This window comes from Sediminibacillus massiliensis (genome assembly GCF_900156915.1).
In the GTDB taxonomy this organism is placed as follows: domain Bacteria; phylum Bacillota; class Bacilli; order Bacillales; family Amphibacillaceae; genus Sediminibacillus_A; species Sediminibacillus_A massiliensis.
In genome coordinates, this window is the sequence record NZ_LT732535.1 from 1,735,878 (window position 1) to 1,758,589 (window position 22,712).

At 40.2% G+C, this 22,712-nt stretch carries 26 protein-coding genes and 2 riboswitches; of the genes, 5 read left to right on the forward strand and 21 right to left on the reverse strand.

The features are described 5' to 3' along the window. Nucleotides 1–69: 69 nt before the first annotated feature. Nucleotides 70–147, reverse strand: a riboswitch (ZMP/ZTP riboswitch). A 107-nt stretch (nt 148–254) separates the two neighbouring features. Continuing rightward, nucleotides 255–358: riboswitch (purine riboswitch) on the reverse strand. Nucleotides 359–507: 149 nt separating this feature from the next. Beyond that, entirely contained in the window at nt 508–2,325 is a 1,818-nt protein-coding gene (locus tag CZ434_RS09515) for a sensor domain-containing protein (protein ID WP_077622919.1), read from the reverse strand. A gap of 187 nt (nt 2,326–2,512) precedes the next feature. Then, a complete protein-coding gene (locus CZ434_RS09520; RefSeq protein WP_077622920.1) occupies nt 2,513–4,069 on the reverse strand; it encodes a BCCT family transporter in 1,557 nt (518 codons plus the stop codon). Between the two features lie 212 nt (nt 4,070–4,281). On the opposite strand from CZ434_RS09520, the gene CZ434_RS22130 reads away from it, so the two are divergent. Next, nucleotides 4,282–4,434, forward strand: coding sequence for a hypothetical protein (locus CZ434_RS22130; protein WP_179107231.1), 153 nt, complete (start codon nt 4,282–4,284; stop codon nt 4,432–4,434). A gap of 107 nt (nt 4,435–4,541) precedes the next feature. On the opposite strand, the gene CZ434_RS09525 is transcribed toward CZ434_RS22130, so the two are convergent. The 7 genes from CZ434_RS09525 to CZ434_RS09555 all read right to left on the reverse strand — a co-directional run bounded on the left by CZ434_RS09525 (nt 4,542) and on the right by CZ434_RS09555 (nt 10,831). Continuing rightward, on the reverse strand, nt 4,542–6,488 hold the full coding sequence (locus tag CZ434_RS09525) for an ABC transporter permease (RefSeq protein ID WP_077622921.1): 1,947 nt from the start codon (nt 6,486–6,488) through the stop codon (nt 4,542–4,544). Next, complete coding sequence (locus tag CZ434_RS09530; protein WP_077622922.1) at nt 6,478–7,239, reverse strand: ABC transporter ATP-binding protein; 762 nt, start codon at nt 7,237–7,239, stop codon at nt 6,478–6,480. The genes CZ434_RS09525 and CZ434_RS09530 overlap by 11 nt, the downstream gene beginning before the upstream one ends. A 99-nt stretch (nt 7,240–7,338) precedes the next feature. After that, on the reverse strand, nt 7,339–8,346 hold the full coding sequence (locus CZ434_RS09535; RefSeq protein WP_077622923.1) for a sensor histidine kinase: 1,008 nt from the start codon (nt 8,344–8,346) through the stop codon (nt 7,339–7,341). Further along, nucleotides 8,343–9,032, reverse strand: coding sequence for a response regulator transcription factor (locus CZ434_RS09540; RefSeq protein WP_077622924.1), 690 nt, complete (start codon nt 9,030–9,032; stop codon nt 8,343–8,345). Before CZ434_RS09540 ends, CZ434_RS09535 begins: the two co-directional genes overlap by 4 nt. Nucleotides 9,033–9,126: 94 nt before the next feature. Further along, nucleotides 9,127–9,900, reverse strand: coding sequence for a class I SAM-dependent methyltransferase (locus CZ434_RS09545; protein ID WP_179107232.1), 774 nt, complete (start codon nt 9,898–9,900; stop codon nt 9,127–9,129). Nucleotides 9,901–9,913: 13 nt separating this feature from the next. After that, nucleotides 9,914–10,414 (reverse strand): GNAT family N-acetyltransferase, encoded by a 501-nt coding sequence (locus CZ434_RS09550; protein ID WP_077622926.1) that lies wholly within the window; start codon nt 10,412–10,414, stop codon nt 9,914–9,916. Nucleotides 10,415–10,603: 189 nt separating this feature from the next. After that, entirely contained in the window at nt 10,604–10,831 is a 228-nt protein-coding gene (locus CZ434_RS09555; RefSeq protein ID WP_095742912.1) for a hypothetical protein, read from the reverse strand. A gap of 137 nt (nt 10,832–10,968) precedes the next feature. Here CZ434_RS09555 and ymzB point away from each other — a divergent pair, with 137 nt between their 5' ends. Further along, nucleotides 10,969–11,331 (forward strand): protein YmzB, encoded by a 363-nt coding sequence (gene ymzB / locus CZ434_RS09560; protein WP_077622927.1) that lies wholly within the window; start codon nt 10,969–10,971, stop codon nt 11,329–11,331. Between the two features lie 37 nt (nt 11,332–11,368). On the opposite strand, the gene CZ434_RS09565 is transcribed toward ymzB, so the two are convergent. The 7 genes from CZ434_RS09565 to CZ434_RS09590 all read right to left on the reverse strand — a co-directional run bounded on the left by CZ434_RS09565 (nt 11,369) and on the right by CZ434_RS09590 (nt 15,976). Continuing rightward, on the reverse strand, nt 11,369–11,635 hold the full coding sequence (locus tag CZ434_RS09565) for a hypothetical protein (RefSeq protein WP_077622928.1): 267 nt from the start codon (nt 11,633–11,635) through the stop codon (nt 11,369–11,371). A gap of 191 nt (nt 11,636–11,826) precedes the next feature. Next, nucleotides 11,827–12,267, reverse strand: coding sequence for an NUDIX hydrolase (locus tag CZ434_RS09570; protein ID WP_077622929.1), 441 nt, complete (start codon nt 12,265–12,267; stop codon nt 11,827–11,829). A 57-nt stretch (nt 12,268–12,324) separates the two neighbouring features. Then, nucleotides 12,325–12,492 (reverse strand): hypothetical protein, encoded by a 168-nt coding sequence (locus CZ434_RS22135; RefSeq protein WP_179107233.1) that lies wholly within the window; start codon nt 12,490–12,492, stop codon nt 12,325–12,327. 89 nt (nt 12,493–12,581) lie between these two features. Next, nucleotides 12,582–14,093 carry a flotillin family protein gene (locus CZ434_RS09575; protein ID WP_077622930.1) on the reverse strand — a complete coding sequence of 504 codons (1,512 nt, stop codon included), beginning with the start codon at nt 14,091–14,093 and terminating at the stop codon, nt 12,582–12,584. 164 nt (nt 14,094–14,257) lie between these two features. Continuing rightward, the gene (locus CZ434_RS09580) at nt 14,258–15,148 is read right to left on the reverse strand and encodes a DMT family transporter (protein WP_342745679.1); all 891 of its coding nucleotides are present in this window, start codon (nt 15,146–15,148) and stop codon (nt 14,258–14,260) included. A gap of 107 nt (nt 15,149–15,255) precedes the next feature. Beyond that, nucleotides 15,256–15,690 carry a YhfM domain-containing protein gene (locus CZ434_RS09585; protein WP_077622932.1) on the reverse strand — a complete coding sequence of 145 codons (435 nt, stop codon included), beginning with the start codon at nt 15,688–15,690 and terminating at the stop codon, nt 15,256–15,258. Nucleotides 15,691–15,715: 25 nt separating this feature from the next. Continuing rightward, nucleotides 15,716–15,976 carry a hypothetical protein gene (locus CZ434_RS09590; RefSeq protein WP_143262125.1) on the reverse strand — a complete coding sequence of 87 codons (261 nt, stop codon included), beginning with the start codon at nt 15,974–15,976 and terminating at the stop codon, nt 15,716–15,718. A gap of 111 nt (nt 15,977–16,087) precedes the next feature. On the opposite strand from CZ434_RS09590, the gene CZ434_RS09595 reads away from it, so the two are divergent. Both CZ434_RS09595 and CZ434_RS09600 read left to right on the forward strand, forming a co-directional pair. Continuing rightward, nucleotides 16,088–16,564 (forward strand): DUF2975 domain-containing protein, encoded by a 477-nt coding sequence (locus tag CZ434_RS09595; protein WP_077622934.1) that lies wholly within the window; start codon nt 16,088–16,090, stop codon nt 16,562–16,564. Nucleotides 16,565–16,573: 9 nt separating this feature from the next. After that, a complete protein-coding gene (locus CZ434_RS09600) occupies nt 16,574–16,798 on the forward strand; it encodes a helix-turn-helix domain-containing protein (RefSeq protein ID WP_077622935.1) in 225 nt (74 codons plus the stop codon). Nucleotides 16,799–16,836: 38 nt separating this feature from the next. Here CZ434_RS09600 and CZ434_RS09605 read toward each other — a convergent pair whose 3' ends face one another. The 4 genes from CZ434_RS09605 to CZ434_RS09620 all read right to left on the reverse strand — a co-directional run bounded on the left by CZ434_RS09605 (nt 16,837) and on the right by CZ434_RS09620 (nt 19,715). Then, the gene (locus CZ434_RS09605; RefSeq protein WP_077625141.1) at nt 16,837–18,084 is read right to left on the reverse strand and encodes an SGNH/GDSL hydrolase family protein; all 1,248 of its coding nucleotides are present in this window, start codon (nt 18,082–18,084) and stop codon (nt 16,837–16,839) included. Nucleotides 18,085–18,222: 138 nt separating this feature from the next. After that, nucleotides 18,223–18,591: a VOC family protein gene (locus CZ434_RS09610; RefSeq protein ID WP_077622936.1), complete on the reverse strand. Its 369-nt coding sequence runs from the start codon at nt 18,589–18,591 to the stop codon at nt 18,223–18,225. A 179-nt stretch (nt 18,592–18,770) separates the two neighbouring features. Further along, the gene (locus CZ434_RS09615) at nt 18,771–19,385 is read right to left on the reverse strand and encodes a DUF2812 domain-containing protein (protein WP_077622937.1); all 615 of its coding nucleotides are present in this window, start codon (nt 19,383–19,385) and stop codon (nt 18,771–18,773) included. Between the two features lie 18 nt (nt 19,386–19,403). Next, nucleotides 19,404–19,715, reverse strand: a complete 312-nt coding sequence (locus CZ434_RS09620; RefSeq protein WP_077622938.1) for a PadR family transcriptional regulator — start codon at nt 19,713–19,715, stop codon at nt 19,404–19,406. Nucleotides 19,716–19,925: 210 nt separating this feature from the next. Between CZ434_RS09620 and CZ434_RS09625 the strand changes: the two genes are divergently transcribed. Continuing rightward, complete coding sequence (locus CZ434_RS09625; protein WP_095742968.1) at nt 19,926–21,623, forward strand: DUF6044 family protein; 1,698 nt, start codon at nt 19,926–19,928, stop codon at nt 21,621–21,623. Nucleotides 21,624–21,663: 40 nt separating this feature from the next. On the opposite strand, the gene CZ434_RS09630 is transcribed toward CZ434_RS09625, so the two are convergent. After that, nucleotides 21,664–22,578: a phosphatidate cytidylyltransferase gene (locus CZ434_RS09630; protein ID WP_077622940.1), complete on the reverse strand. Its 915-nt coding sequence runs from the start codon at nt 22,576–22,578 to the stop codon at nt 21,664–21,666. Between the last annotated feature and the right edge of the window lie 134 nt (nt 22,579–22,712).

Genomic DNA, 22,712 nt, shown 5'->3' on the forward strand with positions numbered 1-22,712 from the left:
CCTAAATTCTAAGAACAGTTTACATATATCCCCCCTAGAAAACAAAAAGAGGCAAGGGAATTTTTCCCTTACCTCTGCCCAGGCGAACGGCTGCGACACTATGTGCTCCCTCACGGTTTTCCGCGTTCGCCAGTCACACATAGTATTGTCTTTTTATTTTTGACGGAAAAAGGTCCGGAAAGTGCATTCCTTTCCCGACCTACGGAAGTCAAAGTATTTAAGAAGAAGCACGAAGGTGCTGATATCTAATAAATTCAATAAATACTTTAACCCGTAGTCTGGTTCTTCCATTGGGAACCAGGTAGAAACACTCAGTCCATATTACCGAGAATATACGAGTAATATATGTAAATAGATTACATGGATAATATAGCAGATTCACCAAATAGTTTCAATAAGTTTTCTGGCAGATTTGAGATTAAAGATAGCCGGGATCAGAAAAAGAAATTCTCCACACACATATTGTGAATAGGAAATCCCGCCTTCCATCACTTAGAAAATTCCTATTCATGATATACGCTTCAGCTTCCACTCAATCTCTTCATAACTTACCGGTTTGCCGAAATAGTAGCCTTGACCGATTGGACATTTCAACTTTCTAAGTAAATTGAAATGTTCTTCGGTTTCAATCCCTTCTGCTACTACAACCAAATCCATATTCCTGCCTATATCGATGATACTTTTGATAACTTCTTCTCCATATTTTCCCGATGAAATATGGTGTACAAAGCTACGATCGATCTTCAGTGTATCGATTGGAAGGTAGTTCAAAACACTCAGAGAAGAATAACCTGTCCCAAAATCATCAATGGATAGACCAACCCCGAGGTCTTTTATAGCATTCAACAACGGGATAATGTTTGCTTCGGTTGTAATTGTTTCCGTGATTTCCAGTTCTAAATACTGAGGATCAACTTGAAATTCCTCCATCATTGCCCTTAAAAAGGAGACAAACTGTTTCTCTTGCAATTGTCGATTGGAAATATTGACGGATAATTTGACAGGACGGTAGCCTTTGTCTTCCCATTTTGATAAGCGGGATAGTGATTCATTGATAACCCACTTTCCGATATCAACAATCAGGGTAGACTCTTCTGCAATTGGAATAAACTCTGCTGGCGACACGTCTCCCAAAACCGCACTTTCCCATCTGATCAATGCTTCCAAGCCAACCAGGCATTTTGCCTCCATATCGTATTTAGGTTGAAAATAAAGGGAAAGTTCTCCCTCTGCTATCGCATTTCCCAATTGCTGCTCGATTATTAACTTTCGCTCCTGACAACGTTTAATAGAATCGTTATATAAGACGAATCGATTTTTTCCAGATTGTTTGCCATGATACATTGCTAAATCAGCAAATTGTAATAATTCTTCTTTATTGTCGGTGTCTTCGGGATAGCGGCTTATACCAATACTAGGTGTGATTTGGATTTGATTCCCATTTAACAGTTGCGGCCAGGAAACTTGCTTTGAAATATCCATTGCAAGTTGTTGTACTTCCCGTTGTGATGTTTTTGAAGATAATACAATAAATTCGTCTCCCCCAAGGTGGTAAACGGACAACATGTCCTGTTGCAATCCCTCTAGTCTTCGGCCTGTCTCTACCAATAATTGATCGCCGGCGTTATGCCCGAGCATATCATTGATGTACTTGAATCTATCTAAATCAATAAAGAATAAGGAAAAAGGGATTTCTTTTTCCATAAGTTCATTTAATTTATCATACATCGAGCGTCTGTTTGGAATTTCGGTTAAATCATTGTGCAATGCAATGTGTTGTATGAGGTTTTCGCTTTCTTTTAGTTTGGTGATATCCCTGACTACGGCAATCACCTTGCCAGTTTCGTTAATTTTCGAGATGGACATTTCTTGTGGAAATGTGGAACCGTCTTTTCTTACTCCCTCTAGCTCTCCACGCCAATGTCCTGTTAACTGAAATTTCGGCATAACTTGTTCTTCTATCCAATCCAGCGTTTCCTGGCTATAGCAGTCTTTCCAATTCTTAAGCTCTGAAGATGTGTATCCGTACATCTTAAACTGTGACTCGTTCATAAATTCAAAATATCCGTTTTCATCTGTAATTCCTATTGCATCAGTCGTAGCTTGAAGGCTTTGCTTATATTGCTCCAGTTCCAGTTTCCCTCTCTTTAATTGCTTGTATGAAAAAATGAATTTGTCGATTATCATACCTATGAAAAAACCCAACAGGCCATTTGCTATTAATACCATTAAACTGACTGCCGTAAAGGCAGCATTGTAGGTTAAAGAAGTAATGTTAACTGTCATTATAAGTATCGGACATAGGACCCTTCCTAAGTATGCCATCGTATTCCTCCGTCATTTAAGGGCTTTATGGATATAATTATGTAAATTATACCCTCCACCATTAGACATGAAAAGACAAAATTCTTGGTATTATTAATATTATGAATATAAACTGAAAAATGGACCTAAGATAAAATAATAAATAACAGCACCAGCTGTGAAAACCGGTGCTGCTATTTTGGCATTATTATTCCTGGTAAGAATTAGAATCCTTTCTAATATTGTGCTTCCACGCCTGGTCTTTATCAATCATCTTTTTCGCTGCATAGATGAGGATGAATTGGACCAAGATTATCGGTAGACCCATCAAGCCGGATATCACTTCTAGCGGGGCGAGTCCTCCAATCCGCATCAACACTAATGCCATACCTGTAATTACTGCAGCTATGATAATACGCAGGATTTTGGGCGGTTCATTTTTACTCATATCTTTTGTACTCGTATAAGCAGCCACCGTATAAGTCGTAGAGTCTAGTGTGGTCGTCAAGAAGATAAGAGCTACAATCATGAAAATGATAATAGAAATTTCTCCCATTGGAAGTGTTGACAGAATATCTGGTATAGCTGCCATTCTTTCATTGTTTTCAACTAATTCCAAGACGGACAAATCTCCTGACAGGTACCTGTGCACTCCCAATCCACCAAGAACCCCTGTAGCAAACCAGGAAATCAAGGTCGGCGCCAATAAATAAGTAAGAATCATTTCTTTGATTGTTCTTCCTTTGGAGATTTTAGCTGCAAAGACACTGTGCAGCATTGCCCATGTCGCACTGTAGGCATACCAGAAGACAGTGTTACTTTGTACGTGGGATGCTTCTCCTTGATGAACCGAATCCGTGTTCAATGATATATTCAGATAATTAGAAAACAAGAAGTACAAACTATCGGAAAAATAGTTTAATATAAACACACCTGGTCCTGCTATGAGAATAAATAAAGCAAAAATCCCTGCCAAATACATGTTGATCGTACTCAACCGTTTAATCCCTTTTTCAATACCTAGATAAGCACTAAGGGAAAACAACATAACCCAAATAATCGTGACAATGATGGTCATTGTAAAGGTTACTTCCATACCTGTAAGAGCGGATAAATTATAAGTAACTATTGGCGCTCCCAGGCCAAGTGTCACCGCCGCTCCGGACAAGATACTGATCAAGAAAAGAACATCCAGGACCTTACCGCCAATTCCGTCGGTAAACTTATCGCCGAATAAAGAACGGCATGCCTCCGATATTCTCATTAACGGGCGTTTCTTCACATGAAGAATATATCCCATTGCTGGTGCAGCCATGACAAATATAGCGAACACTTGAAAACTCCATAAGAACATGCTGTAGGAGTTTCCCCACATCAATGCTTCCGCCGAACCAGGCTCAACACCAACCGGCGGATCATTTGCTACCGATGTCCACTGGAGCATTCCTGTCCGCATGATTGTCGAACCTACTCCCATTGCCACTAAGATGGAAGCATACTCAAAAAGCGTGAACCGCGGCTTTTCTGTCGGATCCCCCAACACAACTTGTCCATACTTAGAAAAAGATAAATAAAGACCAGCTGCCACGAGTATAACCCCGTACCACAGATAGCCCCAGCTGAATACTTTTACAATATAATCAAATATGGAATTCAGCAGTTCCAAAGATTCCGCTTCATATAAAGCAAACGGAATACTGATTGCGATGATAATAATCAGTGCTGGTAAGAAAATTTTATAATCGATTAAGTTCTTTTTGTTCATCGAATCCTCCTCTACTTTTTCACTCGCCTTTTCTCTTTACCCTTTAAGTGAAAAAATATAACTAAGGAACTAGATGAATTTCGCAGTGGATAATATTCCCTTTCTTTTCTCCCTATTATGCACCCTATAATTTGATTATTAGAATGGATAGAATTACAATATATCTAGAATTCGAGATTCTTAAATTCAAATTTAATTCTGAGAGGAAGAACATGAATGTCAACTTCTATGTCAAAAGGTCCATAGGGGAAGTGAATCACAGTATCGAAAATATCACGAATGAAATAAAGAAGATTTCTATTGGCACCGTCAATATTCAAAAGGATGTGGAAGAAGGGGTAGAACATATAAACATCGCTTCTTGAGATTACCAAGAGATTGTCGCTTCTGGCGAGGCCTTAAAATTAGAAGCAGAAATGACGATGCCCCGGCCGTTAGCCTGACGGACATCGTCACCATAAAACATTCCCTTTCACAGTGCTTCTTTTATCACTTTCTTATAATAAAGCACAGACAGAACTGCAAATAATGAATAAAGAATTGTGTATAATCCCATTACAATGAACATCGGTGTCCACAATTCCGTCCCAAAGAAGAACCAGCCAGATTTAACAGCGAAATAGCTATGTGATAAACCGACCACAAGCGGGATGCCGAAGCTAAACATTTGCTTTCCCTGAATACCTCTCAGCAAGTCTTTCCTTGTAAAGCCTAATTTCCGGAGAATGGTGTAGTTAGGCTTTTCCTCCTCACTTTCACCCATTTGCTTGAAATAAAGGATGCAACCGGATGTGACAAGAAAAGCCAATCCCAGGAAACCGACGATGAACATGGTTAGACCCATGGATAGCTTCAAATCTTTTGATAGCTGATAGACTGAGTAGTAGCCAAATTCCTCACTAAAGGGCATATTCTGAAAAATGGAATTTGCTGACTCGCCCTTTTCTTCATCATCCAGGTCAATACCAATATAGATGGTCGATTTATTCTGCAATTCAGGATCAAAATCATTCTGCAAATGTTGAAAGTCTTTTTCATCTACTATTGCTGTCGGGAGACCGCCACTTGAAAAATAATTGGAAATAACATGTTCTGTGGTCATTCCGATGAAATTAAGGTCATACTCTTCATTCAGTCCATGGATGACCACTTCTCCTGAATCTTTAAAAGATATAATCCCCTGGAGGGCGTCACTGTACCCAGTAAACAACATCTGCCCATCCGCTAATTCAACTCCATCCACTTCTGTATCTTTGACAATAGGCACTCCCATCAACCCATCGTCTGTGTTTAAAGTACTAATATCCTGTTCAAGCACCTTCTCCACATCTATCTTTGCCTCGAGCACTTGGATGTTTCTTTGCTTGTACTCAATTCCATTCTCACTCAGTTTCTCTCCAAAAGCATCTGCATGAGCATTGTCTATTAAGGCAAAATCGGCAGCAGCCATATCTTCGGCGTTTTTCTCGGCTGAATAGTAAGAAATATAGCTCAAGGACAATAAACCAATTGCCAAAGCAGAAACGGTAGTGATGATTGTCAGCAACAAGGCATTCGACTTCATCCGGAACATAATGCTGGATAGCGATAATACATCGTTAACATTCATATAACCATTTTTATTTTTGCGAATCAGATTGGCCACAAACCTGACAGAACCTTTGTAGAAAAAATAGGTTCCTAAAATGACCGAAGCAAGAATAAAAATCATGGCCATGAATAACTGTGCCATCGAAATTAAATCACCATCAAATAACTTGGAGGATACAAAGTAACCAGTCCCTATTAAACCAATCCCCAGAATTCCCATTATAATTTCCATAACAGAAATTTCTTTCACTTTGCCTTCTGTCTGGGATACCACTCTAAATAAAGAAAGGATACTTTGCCGTCTAATGAATAAGTAATTCATCAGCATGATCAGAAGATAAATGGCTCCGAATATGATCACTGTTTGGATAAGTGCTTCCTTTGAAAAGTGAAGAGCCGCCACAGCTTCCACTCCTGTAACTTTAAACAAGATCATGGTGATCAGCTTGGAGAAAGAAAAGCCGATGAAAACTCCTATTAAGAGGGAGGCGAAATAAATAATCAGATTTTCCACACTCAAAATCCTGAAGATCCGGTTTTTCGTCATTCCGATCAGCTGAAACAAACCAATTTCCTGACTGCGCCTCTTGATAAAGAGCGTATTAGCGTACAAAAGAAAAATAGATACAATTGCTACAAGCAGAATGGATGCAGTCCGAATCGCTGCTGCGCCTTTAATCGAACCTTTGGCGGCATCCAATGCCGGATCATATTGAAGGGTGACGAAAGCGAAATATAGCGCTACACTAAATACTAACGCAAACACATATAGATAGTAGTTCTTCAGATTCTTTTTCAAGTTGCGGAATATTAGTTGATTAATGCTCATATTGAACCCCGCCTAAAACACCTTGCGTTTTCATTATATCCTTCAAGAACGTCTGTCTAGTTTCTTCTCCTTTATTCAACTGGGTATAAATATGACCGTCTTTGATAAAAATCACACGGCTGCTGTAACTCGCCGCTACAGGATCATGGGTCACCATGACAATAGTCGCCTGCCGTTTTTCATTTAAATCAGCCAATTTATCCAATAGATCGGAAGCCGATTTAGAATCAAGCGCACCCGTTGGTTCATCTGCAAAGATAACACTCGGTTCATGAATAAACGCTCTTCCCGCTGAGGTGCGCTGTTTTTGTCCTCCCGATATTTCATTTGGATACTTGTCTTTGATCTCTTCAATTCCCAGTTCTTTGGCCACAGCATGAAACTTCTCATTTGCTTCCTTTTTCGAGACCTTCATAATAGACAGTGGCAAAAGAATATTCTCCTTCACCGTCAACGTGTCCAATAAGTTGTATTCCTGGAAAATAAAACCCAAGTGGTTTTTTCGAAATTCAGCAAGCTGTTTCTCTTTCCTGCCGGTGATCTCTTCGCCGTTGATTTTGATGGTGCCTTGACTAACTTTGTCAATAGATGAGAGAACATTCAGCAAGGTCGTCTTCCCTGACCCGGAAGCACCCATGATGGAAACGAATTCTCCTTTTTTGATGTTCAAATCAATCCCCATCAATACTTCTTGTTTCGTAAATTTATTTCCATAACTTTTTCGGATTTTATTGGCTTCTAAAATATCCATACGAAGACCCCCAATGAATTGATATCTTCATTTTAATAACTTTGCTGTTTTATGTCCTTTCATTCTCCTAACAAATGACAAAAGGATGTGACACTTTCGTCACATCCCTCTTATATCCACAAATGTATTCTTTTCAGGGAAGGACAGAGTAATGGTTGTCCCAGAACCATAAGTTGAATCAGCACATATTTCTATTTGCAAGGGGATTGCAGCTGTTTTAGCTAAATACAGACCCATGCCGGTGGCTGTATTGTCTTCGTGCTGACTTGTTGAAGTGAAACCTTTGTCGAAAATACGTGGGAGATCTTTCGATTTGATGCCTCTTCCAAAATCCTTCACCTGCAGGAATGTCTGCCCATTTTGCCACCCGCTTTTTATTTGGATTTCGGATGCATACACACTATATTTCACAGCATTTGTGAGCAGCTGGCGAATGATGAAGGCCAACCATTTTGCATCACTCAGAACGGTTCTTACTGGTAATCCCACATCGATGCCGATGCCTTTTTTCATGCACCACGATCTCAACATATTAATTTCCCGGGTAAGAAGAGATTCTAAATCCAACTCTTCTATGTATAAATCATTTTCAATAAAAGGCATTCTCTTCCGGTGAAGCTGCTGGTCGAGCAGCAGGTGGATCCGGAGCCATTCCTGTACAAGCTCAGCTTTCAACTGACTGTCCCCGATCCGGTCGATAATTAAATGCATGGTAGTCAACGGTGTTTTAACTTCGTGAATCCAGGAGAGAAGCTCATCCTTCTCCTGTTCCAAATGCTGTTGGCTGTTTGCAGCTTCCACTTTCAACCGTTCGATGGGATGGGTGATGCTTTGATCAATTAATTGTTCAAAGGGGCTGTCTGGTTCCGGCAAACTGTCCAAATCAAAGTTATTTTCCCGTTCGGAAAGTTCTTTGTAAAATTTGGTCTCCCTATGATATCGGAACACTGCAAACACTCCAAAAATAACTACAGATAAGAAAACGTAATAAAGCATAGAGTCGAATCCCAGATCTGCATCTAAATAAGCCATAAACAAAGCCAGGAGTTGTAAAAAAAGAACTAATAATATCCAACTGATTCGCTCTGCTAAAAACTTTCTAATCATGTTCTTTCCATCTCAACTGCTACGTATCCTTGGCCGACCTTTGTTTGAATCGCCTCTCCCATACCGATTTCTGCCAACCTCTTCCTTAAACGGTTGACGTTGACAGTCAATGTATTGTCGCTGACAAACCGTTGGTCATCCCACAATCGATTGATAAGTTCTTCTCGGCTGACTATTTTATTTTTTCGCTCAACGAGCAGCAGTAGTATGTACATTTCGTTTTTCGTCAATTCAATCGTTCCCTGATCATTTGTTACTCTATTTCTCTCTTTGTCAATCGCAGCCCCAGACCAGGTTTTCAAACCCGTCACTTCTGTATTGTAATTGTACACCCTTCGGAGGATGGCCTGAATTTTGGCGATCAATACATCAAAGTGGAAAGGCTTTTGTATGAAGTCATCTGCCCCCAGATTCATCGACATTACCATGTCAGTCGGATGGTCCCTCGATGACAGGAAAATAATCGGAACACTGGAATGTTCCCGGATCATCCGGCACCAGTGAAATCCATCGAATTTCGGAAGTTGGATGTCAATAACGACCAGATCCGGATTTACATTGGTAAATCTATTCAATACCTTTTGAAAGTCTTCTACCCCATAAACTTCATAAGACCATTGGGCCAGCCGCTCTTTTATTTCCTTAAACAAAGATGTGTCATCTTCTATTAACAAAATTTTAAACAACCTATCACCACACTTTAACTCTTAATAATTTCGCTCTCCAATAAATCAGTTCTTTGCTGGCTTTTTTGCAGTAATACATGCTGTTTCCCGCCCACTATTTCCTGACTTTTTGACAGACGACGGCAAACATTCGATGGGGAATGGACAGTGTTTGATCAGGAAAATACTTTTCAAGAAGGTTGTCCAGATCCTTATCAAAGGCAGAAACGAATTCTTTCGGTAAATTGCCGCCAATTTCCGAGTCTGTCCTCATCCTTCCGCGCCACTCCTCATGTGTGTATGTGACCTCCTGATCGAACGTAAATGTTTCCACCCTTGAAAAACCGGTCTCATACATTTCTTCCATCCATTCAGGATACATACCATATCGATTGTGTTTTTCGCTATTTTCCGTATATTGGGAAACTAGCTTTTCGGTGCGATCAACTATATCACTTTCAGACGCCAATTGATCAAACTGAGCAAGGATAAAATAACCATCATCTTTCAGCACCCGGAAAACTTCTAACGCTGCTTCCACTCCTGGTAGCACGTCCCAGCACTGAACCGCAAACACGATATCGAAAGACTGCTCGTTCCAAGGCAATTGTGTTACATCGCCCACCAGATAGTCTATAGGTAAATTATCTGTTTCATTTGTCCTTTTCGCTTCCTTGATCAATTCAACTGAATTATCTATACCTGTCACCATGCAGCCTTGTCTGGCAATATCCCTGGCCGCCAAGCCGTTAGAAGTAGCCATGTCGAGAGCCTTTTTTCCTTTAAGTGTTATATCATAATCATTTATTAACTTTTGATAAAACTTTCGGGGGTAGCCTGACCGGTATTTGTTAAAGTCATCAGCCACATTATCAAACAGTTCGCCCACTACGCATCCTCTCCTATGTACCGATAAATCTTGAATACCTAAGCGATACTCGCTCTTCATCTGTTTCTGTTATGGAAACCTTCCTCTGTTTAAAAGAAAAACCTCTAGCCTCATAAAAAGGAATACCGAACTGATTCCCTTCCTGAACAGAAACCCATTGCTCTGTTGCACCTTGTTCGAGCTGTTGTTCGGTCAGTGCGTCAAGAAGCAGGCTTCCTATGCCTTGATAACGTTGATTTTCATCAACATAGAGAACGAATACTTCACACCTGCCAGGCTTCGTTATGCCACCTCCTATTACTCCGGCAATTTTATTCTCAAACAGGGCTGCATGCGTATAGTTTCCTTCCCGGATGTCATGACTAACCTTGTCGTGACTGTACCAGAAATCAATATTCTTATTCTGGTATTCTTCACTTAATTTGCCGTTTACTGTTTGTTTCCAGCCGTTTGCACAAATGGCGGCAATAGCTTCTGTATGTTCTACTCTTGGCTTTATGATAACCGGATTCATTGTGTGCTCTCCTCCTATATATCCAATATGCCGGAAGATTTACCTCACAAGCAATTCTTCATGAATATCAACATTCCTAATATTTCTCATTTTACCATTATTTCTTTTTGCCAACACAACCCTTTAAAAAAGGACCTCCTTCGATTAAAGAAAGAGATCCCGGTATGGATTGTCTATTCGTATGAAATTTCAAATAAGCTTCCCCACATCTTCTCTTAATGAGTCGATCATCGCATCTGACAAATGTGCAGGAACGGAGGTTTCATTTGCAAATACCCAAATGTTGATCAATTCCATGTCAGCTTTATTAAAACTGATGCTGTAATCTTGATTGTTATGGGTGAATCCTGCTGTAACTGTTTCTTCGCCATAAAAGTCGTCATCGATAATCATGTTTTTTATTAGATAGGACTTCACGCAATTATCCCCTTATCAAGTGTATTTATAGATAGAATTCTCTGTCCTTTGTCGTTTATTCATACTCTTTGTTCCATCGAAACAATTCCGTATCATTGGCGATTTGTTGGAAAGTCTAAGGACAAGGAGGGAAGATAATGACACAGCGATATTTATCTGTAGAAGAATTCAATGAACTGCTTCAACAATGGAACGGAAAAACAATCCAGATTTCCAAACGCGAACTTAATGATCAAGACAGCATGCTGATTGAATTGAACTCCATATCCTACTCGAAAGATACGAGAAGAATAGATGACTATGAACCGATGCATACATTACAGTTAAATGGACCTGGATTAATCGAGACCGGGGATGAGCAATTCCAGCCGATACCTTCTTCTTATTACGAAATACCGCTAGAGGACTCAACCCTTTATCAGTACAGTGACTCTCAGTTCACCCTTGTTACCGATAGAGGTACTTATACAATTGAAATAGCAACGGAAGACCCTCATTAAAAAAAGGTGCTGCATGAAAGCAGCGCCTTTTTTTGATCTAGTCATTATTTTGCTTGAGTTGTTGCATTTGCTGCCGTGTATCATGCAATTGTTCATATGCCTGCTGAAACTGTGAATTCTCTGTTGCCTCTTTTCCGGATTGATGCTGTGTATCTTGCAGCTCCTGCTCCACCCTCTGCAATTGTTCATGCGCTTGGGCCATTAGTTCAGGATCAGTTCCTCTTGCTTCCAAAATGCTGCTTTGCGCTTCTTGCAAGTGCCTGCTGATTTGCTGCAACTGCTCATGTAAATTTTGATTGGACATCTGGATTCCTCCGTTTTATTTGGAATTCTACACATTATTGTCCCTTTCTTCTCCACGAATATGTATTTGAAAGAAAGGACGATATTGTGGGGGGAATAACGATTATCCAGACCCCCGAACAGCTGCTTTATCGTTATAGTTCATTTATATAAAATAAGCTTCCTTTCTAATGAAAGGAAGTTCTCTACATATTAATCGAGAGACGTATTTGAGATTTTTCCGTCAATTATTCGACGAATTACTTTGACCATATTCTTCGTCATAAAGCTTTCTACCGTCTCGAAAGGAATATATTTGTACCCATCCACCTCTTTTGTCTCTTTTTTTGTAAGTGGATGGATAAAACAAGAGAAACAATTCATCAGCGTTATATCTGGTAGTTGTTCTACCCGCAACAAAAATAAATGCAAATCTTTTTTTGGATTGTAATCAAAAATCCCAAGATCAAAAAGCTTTTCTTTGGATATATCGAGTCCGGTCTCTTCCCTTGTCTCCCGGATGCACGTTTGTTCCGGACTTTCTTGACTGTCTATCTCTCCCTTTGGCAAATCATAAAACCAGTTCCCTGTTGAATGACAACCAAGAAACTTCTCGCCATCTGTCAGTATTAAACCAGCCGATAATTTTTTCATGGTCACACCTGCTTTGTGTTTTAAAATCGCACGTTGGAAAACCAACCTAAAAATACGTTAGACTCTTCTTTCTTCCAATTCAAGCCTCTTACGTTCCAGTTCAAGTCTTTCCTGTTCGATTTTTAATTCCTGCTCCTTTATTCTGTAATGTTTTTTGGTTGAATATGCTCCCATTATCAGGCTGACTACAATAACACCTAATACTATCATCAAGTACAATTCCATCTCTATTTACAACACCTTCCCAGGAGAAGACTTATGATTGGCCATTGGAAAAAAGCATGCAAAAATGCACGCCTTTTCCCGTTTTTTCTTTATTCGTTTTCCTCTGTATCTTTCTCATCTTCTGCAGTTTTATCTGTTTCCGTTATTTCGTCTTGTTCCTTCTCATTCCCGGTCGTCGCAGAGATTTCCTGATAAGGCCTTTCCGTTTCGGAATCAAAATTGTTTACGTTTCCTCTTGAGACATAACTTTCAAGCATGGCTTTCAAATCCATTCCAGTGGCCTCTTTCAATGATTCCTGGATGCCGAGCATAGTGGAGGTGACACTGTTGGTTATTCTGGAAGATCCCCCTTGTGAGTTAGATCCACCCAAATCAATGACTTTCATATCTTTAATTTGAGACAACGGTGCAGATACTTTCTCGGCATAGTCAGGTAAGACATTTATGAGCATTTCGACAATGGCTGCTTCGCCATAATGCTCCATCGCTTTCGCCATACGTTCTTTTGACTCTGCTTCGGCGATACCGCGCTGGCGGATGACTTCTGCTTCTGATTCCCCTTTAATCCTCTCTGTTTCAGCTTCCGCTTCTGCCCGTTTCGTCACTTCATAAGCTTGGGCATCGGCAATCGAGCGACGGCGTTTGTTTTCCTCTTCTTCCAGTTCAACAGCACGCTGCTTTTCGATGTATTGAACTTTGAGTTCTTCTTCTTTAATTTGCTGGGCAAGTTTTTGCCTTTCCAATTCGCCGGCCTGATCTGCATTCGCTTTGGCCCGGTTTGTTTCTTTTTGGAATTCTGCTTCCTTGATTTCTTTTTCTTTAGTGGACTCTGCCACAGCAGTCAAGCGACGGTTTTCTTCGTCCTTTGCTTCCTGATCATTTTTCGCATGGTAGATCCTTGTTTCCTTGGTGGCATCTGACTCTGCCATATTGGCTTTTTTCTGGACTTCGGCGATATGAGGACGTCCAAGCGCATCGATATACCCATTTTCTTTATCGACGTCTTCCACATCGTTAAGCGCAAAGGAGGTAATTTCGAAACCCATTCCTTTTAGGTCTGACTCCGCAATTTTCTTTACTTGGGTGTTGACTTCTTTAAAATCGTTATAAATCTTTTCAATCGGAAGGGAAGCAATTATCGACCTTAAATGACCATTCAAGACATCCTTCAATTCGGATTCCCGTTCATTTTGCTTTTTCCCCAAGAATTTTTCGGCAAAATTCGCCATGATTTCCAACTCGCTGCCGATACTGATGACAGCAGTACTGGCAACTCGTACAGGAATACCTTCTTTTGTATAAGCTTTGTCAGAATTCACCTGCAGTTGGAAAGAAGTCAAGTCGATCGGTGTGGCTGTCTGAAACATGCGCAGACGGTAGCCGCCGCCCCGGATTATTTTCACGGATCTTCCATTGTCATCTTCAAAAACATTCTTTTCCTGTTCTGGATCTCCAAGTTTCGGTCCAGTAACGATTAACGCTTCATTGGAGCTCGCAGTTTTATAGCGCAGACGGAAGATGATGAAAGTCGCGATACCTCCAATAAAGACGCCTGCTCCAATAATGCCTAAAATAATTAAAAGTAATGCGCCTTCTAGCATAAAAATATTCCCCCTCTAAATATTGCATTCCATTTTACTGGTAGAAAAATGGTTGCTATATTACATAACGATTACAAAGCAATAAAGTTTCACTATTCAGTTAATTTTTTTCGCAAAAGAAAAAAGACGCTTCCTTCCAACAAGCAGTCCTTTCCCTTTAATAGCTATGTTTGCTCATCCATTTTCTTTAATCTCTGTTTGTTTCTCCCTGCTTGAGTCGTTAAGATTACCCCGCAAATGACAGCAAATGCTCCTGTAATCTGCATGACTGTGATCGACTCTCCCAGCCAAAAATATGCCCCGATCATTGTTACGACTGGAAGAAAGTTCAAAAAAACAGAGGCCTGGGAAGCACTTGTCAAGTCAACCGCACGATTATAGAATCCAAGCGCTATAAAGGACGGGAAGATGCCCAAGTATGCTAATCCAACCATGTTAGGGGTGTCAAATACAGGCAACCCTGTCACCATCCATTCTACCGTCACGATCGGCAGCAGCACCACTACTGAAATTCCGGTCATGACAAGCAACGTTCCATATGTCGGGAACAGATGCAAATACTGCTTAACGTATATCGAGTACACGGCCCACATCACAATAGCACCGATCATAATCGCGTCCCCTATATTCCAGTCCATTGAGGTAAGCTTTTGGACCTGCCCATTCATGACCACCCAAACCGCTCCTATAAGAGAGAGAATGATACCAATCCACTGCAGGCGGGCAAGTCGTTCTTTTAGGAATAGTGCACTAAGAATCACTGTCATTACGGGAATAACCGTCTCTAATACCGAGACATTTGTTGAAGTGGTAAATTGTAATGCTCCATATATAAATGTATTAAAAAAAGTGACACCTGTTAAAGTAATAATCATAAACGGCTTCTTGTATTCCCAGTACATATCCTTGTACTTCCGAGCACCTCGGAAGCCGACAGGTAACAAAACAAAGAATGCCACGACCAAACGGAAAAAAGCAATCGTAAATGGAGGCAAATCATTGATTGCTTTTCCAACAAGAATATTGCCAGAAAAAAATAACACGACGAATATCAATAATATGTATGGATAAATGTTATTCCCCTCATTTCCCTAATTGGGTTCTCTCTTTGCCAGGATTATCCTAACATAAATAGGAGCTATGATTCTAGTTTGCATTCTACCTATTCATAAACTGTTGTGTTTGCCGGGTGTCCCAGTTCCTTTGCCAATACTTTGGAAGCTTCTGCACTAATAACATAGAAACGATCTTCGTGCCCAACGTACATAAAGGCACTTTTTTCTCCTTTATTACCTAAAAAGAGATGAAGACCATGCGTATTGCCATCTCCGTAATCAATCAATATATCAAAATCCGGCTGAGTATTTTTGTTTGGAAGTTGATCGTATTCAGCGTCAGAAATAATTTTTTCCCACAAGGATATGTCTTTTTGTTGATTTACATGCAAAAAATAACGTTCGTTCAATCCTCCGAATCCATTTGACTTAGAAACGGAAATGGATTCCGCTTCCTCCAACAATATCATTTTTTCTTTTGAAGAGTTACAACCCACTAACAGAAACGTTAGGAATGTAATGATAGCCAGAATCTTCTTCATTTCAACGATCTACCTCCAGACATGGTTATGGCATAGAGCTGACAGTAAAATAAATGACCATAGTCAGAACAGCCAAAAACACCATAAAATAATTCGAAACAAGCAAAACCCTTCTTGATTTAACCGACGACGTCCCAGACATTCTATGTAAAAAGAAACCAGCACAAATAGAAATAAACCAAATAACCCCCCCTGCTTTCGAGAATAAAAACGCCGAGTTCCTCACCCATAACACGGAAATCGCCCCGTAGGTAACAAGCAAAAAAACGGTCAGTGCTTTCATCACACCCCTCCTCCCATTCAATATATATTTATTATATTTTAGAGTTTTTTTATTGTAAATCAATAAATTATAACTTAAACTAATAGTATCATAACCAACAGAAGGGTGTTGTAGATGAAACAAGCAATGACCATTTTCTTAAAGGCTGCCCTCTTTTTTCTTGCTGCTGCATTACTTATTCTCTGTGTTTTCTGGCTGCCGCGGCTTGCCCAGTATACTGCCGAAATGTTTCCTGAATTTAGTCACCTGAAATACCCGGTCCTTTCAGGAATATATATCACCGCCATCCCGTTTTATTTTGCGTTTTATCAAGCGTACAAACTTTTGAACTTAATTGAAAAACGCAGCGTTTTCTCAGAAACAGCATTATCTTCATTGAAAAGAATAACCCTTTGCGCTTTCACCATAATCCTATTATATATAATTGGTATTATTTACTTGGCGACTCAAAGCGCCTTACATCCAGGTATTGTGCTAGTGGGCTTTGCAATCATTTTCGCATCGCTGACCATCGCTGTTTTCTGTTTGGTACTGAGGGAATTATTACAGACGGCATCGCAAATCAAAGAAGAAAATGAATTGACTGTATGAGGTGACAACATGGCGATTATCATAAACATTGATGTAATGCTTGCAAAGAGAAAAATGAGTGTAACGGAGTTATCCGAACACGTTGGAATCACGATGGCCAACCTATCGATATTGAAAAATGCAAAAGCAAAAGCGATTAGAATTTCCACTTTGGATGCCATTTGTAAGGCATTGGATTGCCAGCCCGGCGACATTCTTGAATACCAGGAGGATACTTCACCGGATAATCAATAAAATAAAACAAGGAACTTCCCTGTGTGGAAGTTCCTTGTTCATTTCAAGATACCATCTTCTTTAAACATCGAAATATCTACTGTTTCAGCCATTTTTTCATACCCGGCATCATTAGGATGAAAATGATCTCCGGCATCATACTCAGCAAGGAATTTGTCAGGATTGTCCGGATCTCTCAATGCTTTATCGAAGTCTATCACACCATCGAAAGAGCCGCTGTTTCTGATCCATTCATTTACCTCCTGCCTCGTTCTTTCCCCTTCTGGAGTATATAGGCCAGATCCTTTATAAGGTGCCAAAGTTCCACCATATATTTTTAAACCTTTATCATGGGCAGTATCAATAATCTCCTTTATCCTTGCAATTATTTTTTCAGAACCATAGTCAGGGTGATGCCTTACATCGTTCAACCCCTGATGTAGGATCACTGCTTTAACACCAGATTGGCTCAGCACATCTCTTTCCAATCTTTTCAGAGCATTCAACCCTCTACCAGGTGGACTATTCAGTAATTGGTTACCTGAAATTCCGGCATTCAACACAGATAACTTTGATTCGGGACTTTCCTTATGGATTCTTTCAGCTAGAAGATCCGGCCATCTATGGTTGGCATTCTTCGTCGATTTATTTCCGTTCGCTATAGAACTGCCTAACACAGCAATGGCACCTTTAACAGAATCATCCGGGATGACATCTACTCCATCTAGCCAATACCAGGCTGCTTCCGACTTTTCAAAAGCCCGGCTACCCTCGTCTACACTGTTACCTTTTGAAACGTAGGTGTCCTGCATAGAATGGGCATGCCAGGTTGTCGGTCCTGTTTCTTTTTGTACATAAACACTAACTGCCAATCCGTCGCTGCGATTTATCTCAATCGGTATCGGATCACTGTAGATCCTTTCACCAGAGGGGATTGTGACGGCTTGATTTCCATCAAAAGTGACCTTCTGGTCTGAACCACTTTTGATTCCTCCGTCCTTTTTCGGGATTGCCACATGGACCTCGTCAATTGTCAATGATGTGGCGCCAAACACGTTGGATAACCTTATTCGTGCATTTCCGCCCTCCACATGTGGATAGACAATCATCCGCACTGTTTGATTTCCAAATCCCTTTTGTGAATTTCCTTTCTCGAACGGCGCTTGCATACTTGCGGTCCAGGCGCCGACCCAATCTCCCCCTTTATCGTTTTTGATATTTGACTCCCTCTCTCCATTACCGAATCCGACCAAAGTAATAAAAATAATGGCGGCAATGATAGAAAAAATAAACAGATAACGTTTCATCATGTCCTAACCTTTCCAAGTGGTTTCCATCCGTTGCTTATTATTAGGATTTATTGGACGTATATACCCATACCGACCAATGATAAAACGCTCTTGATTATATTTACACTTCACTAAAGCTAAAACGACGATTGTTTACTAATTCTCCTCACAAACCATCAGCATATTCCCATCTGGATCTCTAAAAACAAAGAATTGGTCATGGAGGATTTCCGTCACAAGCTCTACATCATTTTCTTTCATAAATTGGTAGGATGCCTGAATATCATCTGTGGCAAATTGAATTGATGGTACGTTTAATCTGGGAAGAACCCCATTGTCATCACGCCACGCCGGCATAGTATCCAGAATCATACCTGTCCCTTCCATCTCCGCTGCGAACAAATGATCAAAAAAGAATTCGCCTTCTTTAATCCCCAGAATTCTTGTGTACCATTCCTTTGCTTTAACAATGTCACTAACCGGGATAAAAACAAGGTTCACTTTGTTTTTGATTGGCGACTGCATTATTGGGTCAACTCCTTTATATAAAATTCAACTATCTGTATGGTTTCGATATACCTCTTACTTGCTCCTTCAATGGAAACATAAAAAACTTCCCGGCAATTGCATTCCAAATTGTTTCATTAAGTAAAAAAAAAGACTGATTCTATTGCAGAACCAGGTATTCTTCATATGCAGGTAGATCAAGCATTTATATTTTTTTCATACAGCCTGTGTGCTTTAAACCAGAACCAACAATAACAGATAATCATAACCGGAAAGAATAACCAGGCCACACCCCTAAAAAATGCAAAAGGAGTTTCAAACAAAAAAGCAGCCCAAAAAGATAATCCTGTCTTTTCCCATAGTCCTGGTGTGTAATACAGTTCCCATGGATGGAATAACACGCTTATGTCAATGACGCCTGTAGTTGTCAACGCAGCCAAAATCGGCAAGTAACATATTGCCAATTCCATGAACTTTTCAGACAGCCTTTTATACTTTCCAGCTTTGGACTTCTTGTCTGAAAAGATATCCTCTTCTCCTTTGCCTTCTGTTCTTTTAAAATATTGGGCACCTGAATTTTTCTTCCCGGCAATATGTTGCCATCCACTATCTTCAAATAACGTACAGTAGTCCACAAAATCCTCCTGCTTTCTAAACTTTCTGTAATCGATTTTAATGACAGCCTGTTCCGGTTTGCCTTGCCGGAATTTATAACCAAATGCTGTGTCTTCCAGATGGTACCCCTGCTCAGCCATTCTTTCCAGCCATTTCTCCTCTTTGTCAAAGTCGATAAAATGCTTGAATCTTCTCATTCCACATCCTCCAATCTTTTAGTTTAAAAGACTTGTTGTAACTTTGATCATATGCTGCATCCTTGCATAGTCCAATCGCAAAATCTCTTTTCCTTCATCAGTAATCACATATGTTTTCCGTCGTTTATCTTCACTTTTCACGGACTGAATCAATCCGTGCTTTAACAGATTATCTATTGCTCCATAAAGTGTACCTGCTGCTATTTTCACTTGTTGATCACTCAATTCCTCTACCTTTTGCATGATGCGGTAACCATGAGCAGGCTCCAACAGAGACAGAAGAATATAGTAGGTCGTTTCTGTTAGCGGTAAATTTTTATCTCTATTCATTAGTTCCTCCGGTAAATAATTTTTAATGCCAAACTATACAGTTCAACTATATAGTTTAATTATATAAAGTTTGACTGTATATGTAAATGATGAAAAAGAATAGATTTTCTTTCTATTGAAAAACTTAATGAATAACGTACCTTCACGCCATATAAACATTCTTATCTCCGGGAGTTGTTTTCATTGTTCGAAAATAAAAAAGAGCAAAAAATGATCCTCTTCGCTCTAATTGTTTTATCTTTATTCGTTTCTCCTCTTTTCATTCTTGGCGAGAACGCACATCTCAGGGTTCATGACAATTTAGACTCCAATCTGGCCTGGTATAAGGTTTTGACAGAGAGCGGTGTTATGACCGGTTCAGTTGATGCCCGGGTGCCTCAGATTATCAATGGTTACTTACAGCGAAATGCTTATGGAACTGAATTCAGCTTGATTGTATGGTTATATGCCTTTTTCCCAACAATGACCGCCTATGCACTAAGTCAGACAATTGCAAGGTTCGCGGCATTTCTTGGGATGTATCTTCTTTTAAGAAAACATATAATTCCAAGACCCGAATCGGCAATATTCTGTGTTACCGTCAGCCTTGCCTTTGCCATGACACCTTTCTGGCCCTCCGGAATGCTCAGCACACTTGGCATGCCTCTTGCATTATGGGCATTTTTGAATATACGCAATGGGGAAAAATCATGGATAAACTGGCTCGTTCTAACGTTGCTTCCTTTATATGCCAGTATTGTCCTGGGTTTCTTCTTTTTCCTGAGTGCTATGGGTTTATTCTGGTTGGTGGAAGCAGCTCGGAACAAAAGCTGGAATATACGGTTTTTATTGGCGATTTGTTATATGACTTTTGTTTTTCTGCTGGTGGAGTACAGACTCGTCTACTCTTTTCTATTTGATGAGGAACCGAATAGCAGGGATGAGTATTTCCATGCCCGGCTTAGCTTCTGGCATTGTGTCAGGCTGACGTTTAAGAATTACATCATTGGCCACCATCACGTGGCAACGATGCATACCATAGTCATTCTCCCTGTCACTCTTTTGGCATTTTATTTGGTAATCAAAAATAAGCTGTGGAAACAGGAAAGGGTATTCTTATTTCTTTTCTGCCTTAATTTCGTATTGTCTGCCTGGTATGCTTTTTGGTTTTACAAGGGCTGGCTTCCATTAACGGAACGATTTCACTTCCTGGATACGTTCAATTTTGCCCGTTACCACTTTTTAAGACCCCTTGTGATATATGTACTGTTTGCCTTGAGCCTGAAGCTTTTGTGGAATGCCGGCGGGGGATGGAAGAGGGCTGCACCACGCCTTGCAATCGTTCAAGTTGTCTTTATGCTTTTCTTTAATGAGGAAGTTTTGTTTCAATTCCGGCCAACTGTTAAAGAATTCTTTGCTGAGGAGCAATTTACGGAAATTAAAGAATATATAGGTAGACCACAGGAGGAATACAGAGTGGCAAGTATCGGCCTTCATCCAGCAATTGCCCAGTATAATGGCTTTTACACCCTTGATACTTACAACAATTTTTATCCACTGGAGTATAAATACCAGTTCCGGAAAATCATTGCAAAAGAATTGGAAAAAAACGCAGCAATCAGAACCTATTTTGATGAATGGGGAGGACGGTGTTATATTTTCACAGATGAACTCGGGAAGAATTATCTGTACGAGAAGGATTCTACAAAAACGCTGAAAAATTTAGAATTGAATACAGAGGTGTTCAAACAGATGGGAGGCACACATTTCTTCTCAGCGGTCCCAATTGAAAATGCTGAAGAAAACAGGCTCAGCCTGGAAAAAGTGTTCGATTCCGACCAATCTGCCTGGAGGGTTTTCTTGTATGAAGTCATTAAAAGAACAACTACGCCGCTTATTATCAGCTGGGAGCTTCGGGCGTATCCATGATTCCAGGTATTCAAACTTAAAGCCCCCCATTTCCTTTTGATTACATAAAATCAAAAAAATAACGGATGATGTGGAAAAAAATCGGAGAGGTATAGGTCAAACTGTCTACTCTGTTTAAGTAGCTCCCCTTCAATGTTTCAAATTTTTGTTTATCATTGATTAACAAATCTCTCTTTAATACAGAAATAGTCAGGCTTCCGATAAAGCCTGCCACCCCGATGATTACACCGGAAAGGATTCCGAATGGTAAGCCGAAAGGTGTCAGGTATGGATACAGCAGGTAGGAAACTCCTGTGGTCATGAGCAAAGCACCGAGAAAACCTTCCCATGTGATGTAAGGATTGGCTGAAGGGACAACTTTTTTTCTGCCAATATAAAGAGAAATAAGGTAATGGAAGACGTCATTTATCTGGGTGAGTACGATTAGAAATAGTACCAGATTGGAGCCGAAAGCAGGAGAAGCGAATTGATAATAAGCCAAGTGACTCAAACCGAATACCATCAGCATCAGACCCCATTGTGTAAAACTGACCGAACGCAGGAAACCGAGCGTTCCTTTTCGGATGATTCGGGGCAGTGGCAGGAATAGAAAGACGTATACAGGGATGAAAACGATGAACATACCGTACCAGCCGATGTAAATCCAATAAAACTGAACAGGAATCGATAAATAAGCCCAAAGGAAAATGCGCCTGTCGGATTTCCGGGTTTTGATCATGGAGAAATATTCTTTTAAGGAAAAGAAACAAAGAACCATCAAAGACAGCAAAGAAACAACCGGATTGAACAAGGTCGCAAAGCAGAAAACAACAAACATCCCCCACCAAGTTTTCACCCGAAACAATATACCGGAATAGTCTTTTCCAGATTGCTGTTTTTTTAAGATGAACAGGGAGATCGTTGCCGACAATAAACCTATGAAAATAGCAGTCAACGTCCATAAAGTTTCCATCATATGAGTCACCCAACCCTTTAATAACTGCATATATTTTACTAGACTTATTATATAATGAAAAGGCGACGCACTTCATTATGAATCAGGGAGTTTTTGGCTCTCTTTTCTGTTAGTTGACCATAAACCAGCCGGCA

Excerpts from the sequence above, each read along its gene's own strand:
- CZ434_RS09515 (WP_077622919.1), bottom strand. The coding sequence starts at position 2,325 with ATGGCATACTTAGGAAGGGTCCTATGTCCGATACTTATAATGACAGTT.
- CZ434_RS09520 (WP_077622920.1), bottom strand. The coding sequence starts at position 4,069 with ATGAACAAAAAGAACTTAATCGATTATAAAATTTTCTTACCAGCACTG.
- CZ434_RS22130 (WP_179107231.1), top strand. The coding sequence starts at position 4,282 with ATGAATGTCAACTTCTATGTCAAAAGGTCCATAGGGGAAGTGAATCAC.
- CZ434_RS09525 (WP_077622921.1), bottom strand. The coding sequence starts at position 6,488 with ATGAGCATTAATCAACTAATATTCCGCAACTTGAAAAAGAATCTGAAG.
- CZ434_RS09530 (WP_077622922.1), bottom strand. The coding sequence starts at position 7,239 with ATGGATATTTTAGAAGCCAATAAAATCCGAAAAAGTTATGGAAATAAA.
- CZ434_RS09535 (WP_077622923.1), bottom strand. The coding sequence starts at position 8,346 with ATGATTAGAAAGTTTTTAGCAGAGCGAATCAGTTGGATATTATTAGTT.
- CZ434_RS09550 (WP_077622926.1), bottom strand. The coding sequence starts at position 10,414 with ATGAATCCGGTTATCATAAAGCCAAGAGTAGAACATACAGAAGCTATT.
- ymzB (WP_077622927.1), top strand. The coding sequence starts at position 10,969 with ATGACACAGCGATATTTATCTGTAGAAGAATTCAATGAACTGCTTCAA.
- CZ434_RS09565 (WP_077622928.1), bottom strand. The coding sequence starts at position 11,635 with ATGTCCAATCAAAATTTACATGAGCAGTTGCAGCAAATCAGCAGGCAC.
- CZ434_RS09570 (WP_077622929.1), bottom strand. The coding sequence starts at position 12,267 with ATGAAAAAATTATCGGCTGGTTTAATACTGACAGATGGCGAGAAGTTT.
- CZ434_RS22135 (WP_179107233.1), bottom strand. The coding sequence starts at position 12,492 with ATGGAATTGTACTTGATGATAGTATTAGGTGTTATTGTAGTCAGCCTG.
- CZ434_RS09575 (WP_077622930.1), bottom strand. The coding sequence starts at position 14,093 with ATGCTAGAAGGCGCATTACTTTTAATTATTTTAGGCATTATTGGAGCA.
- CZ434_RS09585 (WP_077622932.1), bottom strand. The coding sequence starts at position 15,690 with ATGAAGAAGATTCTGGCTATCATTACATTCCTAACGTTTCTGTTAGTG.
- CZ434_RS09595 (WP_077622934.1), top strand. The coding sequence starts at position 16,088 with ATGAAACAAGCAATGACCATTTTCTTAAAGGCTGCCCTCTTTTTTCTT.
- CZ434_RS09600 (WP_077622935.1), top strand. The coding sequence starts at position 16,574 with ATGGCGATTATCATAAACATTGATGTAATGCTTGCAAAGAGAAAAATG.
- CZ434_RS09605 (WP_077625141.1), bottom strand. The coding sequence starts at position 18,084 with ATGAAACGTTATCTGTTTATTTTTTCTATCATTGCCGCCATTATTTTT.
- CZ434_RS09610 (WP_077622936.1), bottom strand. The coding sequence starts at position 18,591 with ATGCAGTCGCCAATCAAAAACAAAGTGAACCTTGTTTTTATCCCGGTT.
- CZ434_RS09615 (WP_077622937.1), bottom strand. The coding sequence starts at position 19,385 with ATGAGAAGATTCAAGCATTTTATCGACTTTGACAAAGAGGAGAAATGG.
- CZ434_RS09620 (WP_077622938.1), bottom strand. The coding sequence starts at position 19,715 with ATGAATAGAGATAAAAATTTACCGCTAACAGAAACGACCTACTATATT.
- CZ434_RS09625 (WP_095742968.1), top strand. The coding sequence starts at position 19,926 with ATGATCCTCTTCGCTCTAATTGTTTTATCTTTATTCGTTTCTCCTCTT.
- CZ434_RS09630 (WP_077622940.1), bottom strand. The coding sequence starts at position 22,578 with ATGATGGAAACTTTATGGACGTTGACTGCTATTTTCATAGGTTTATTG.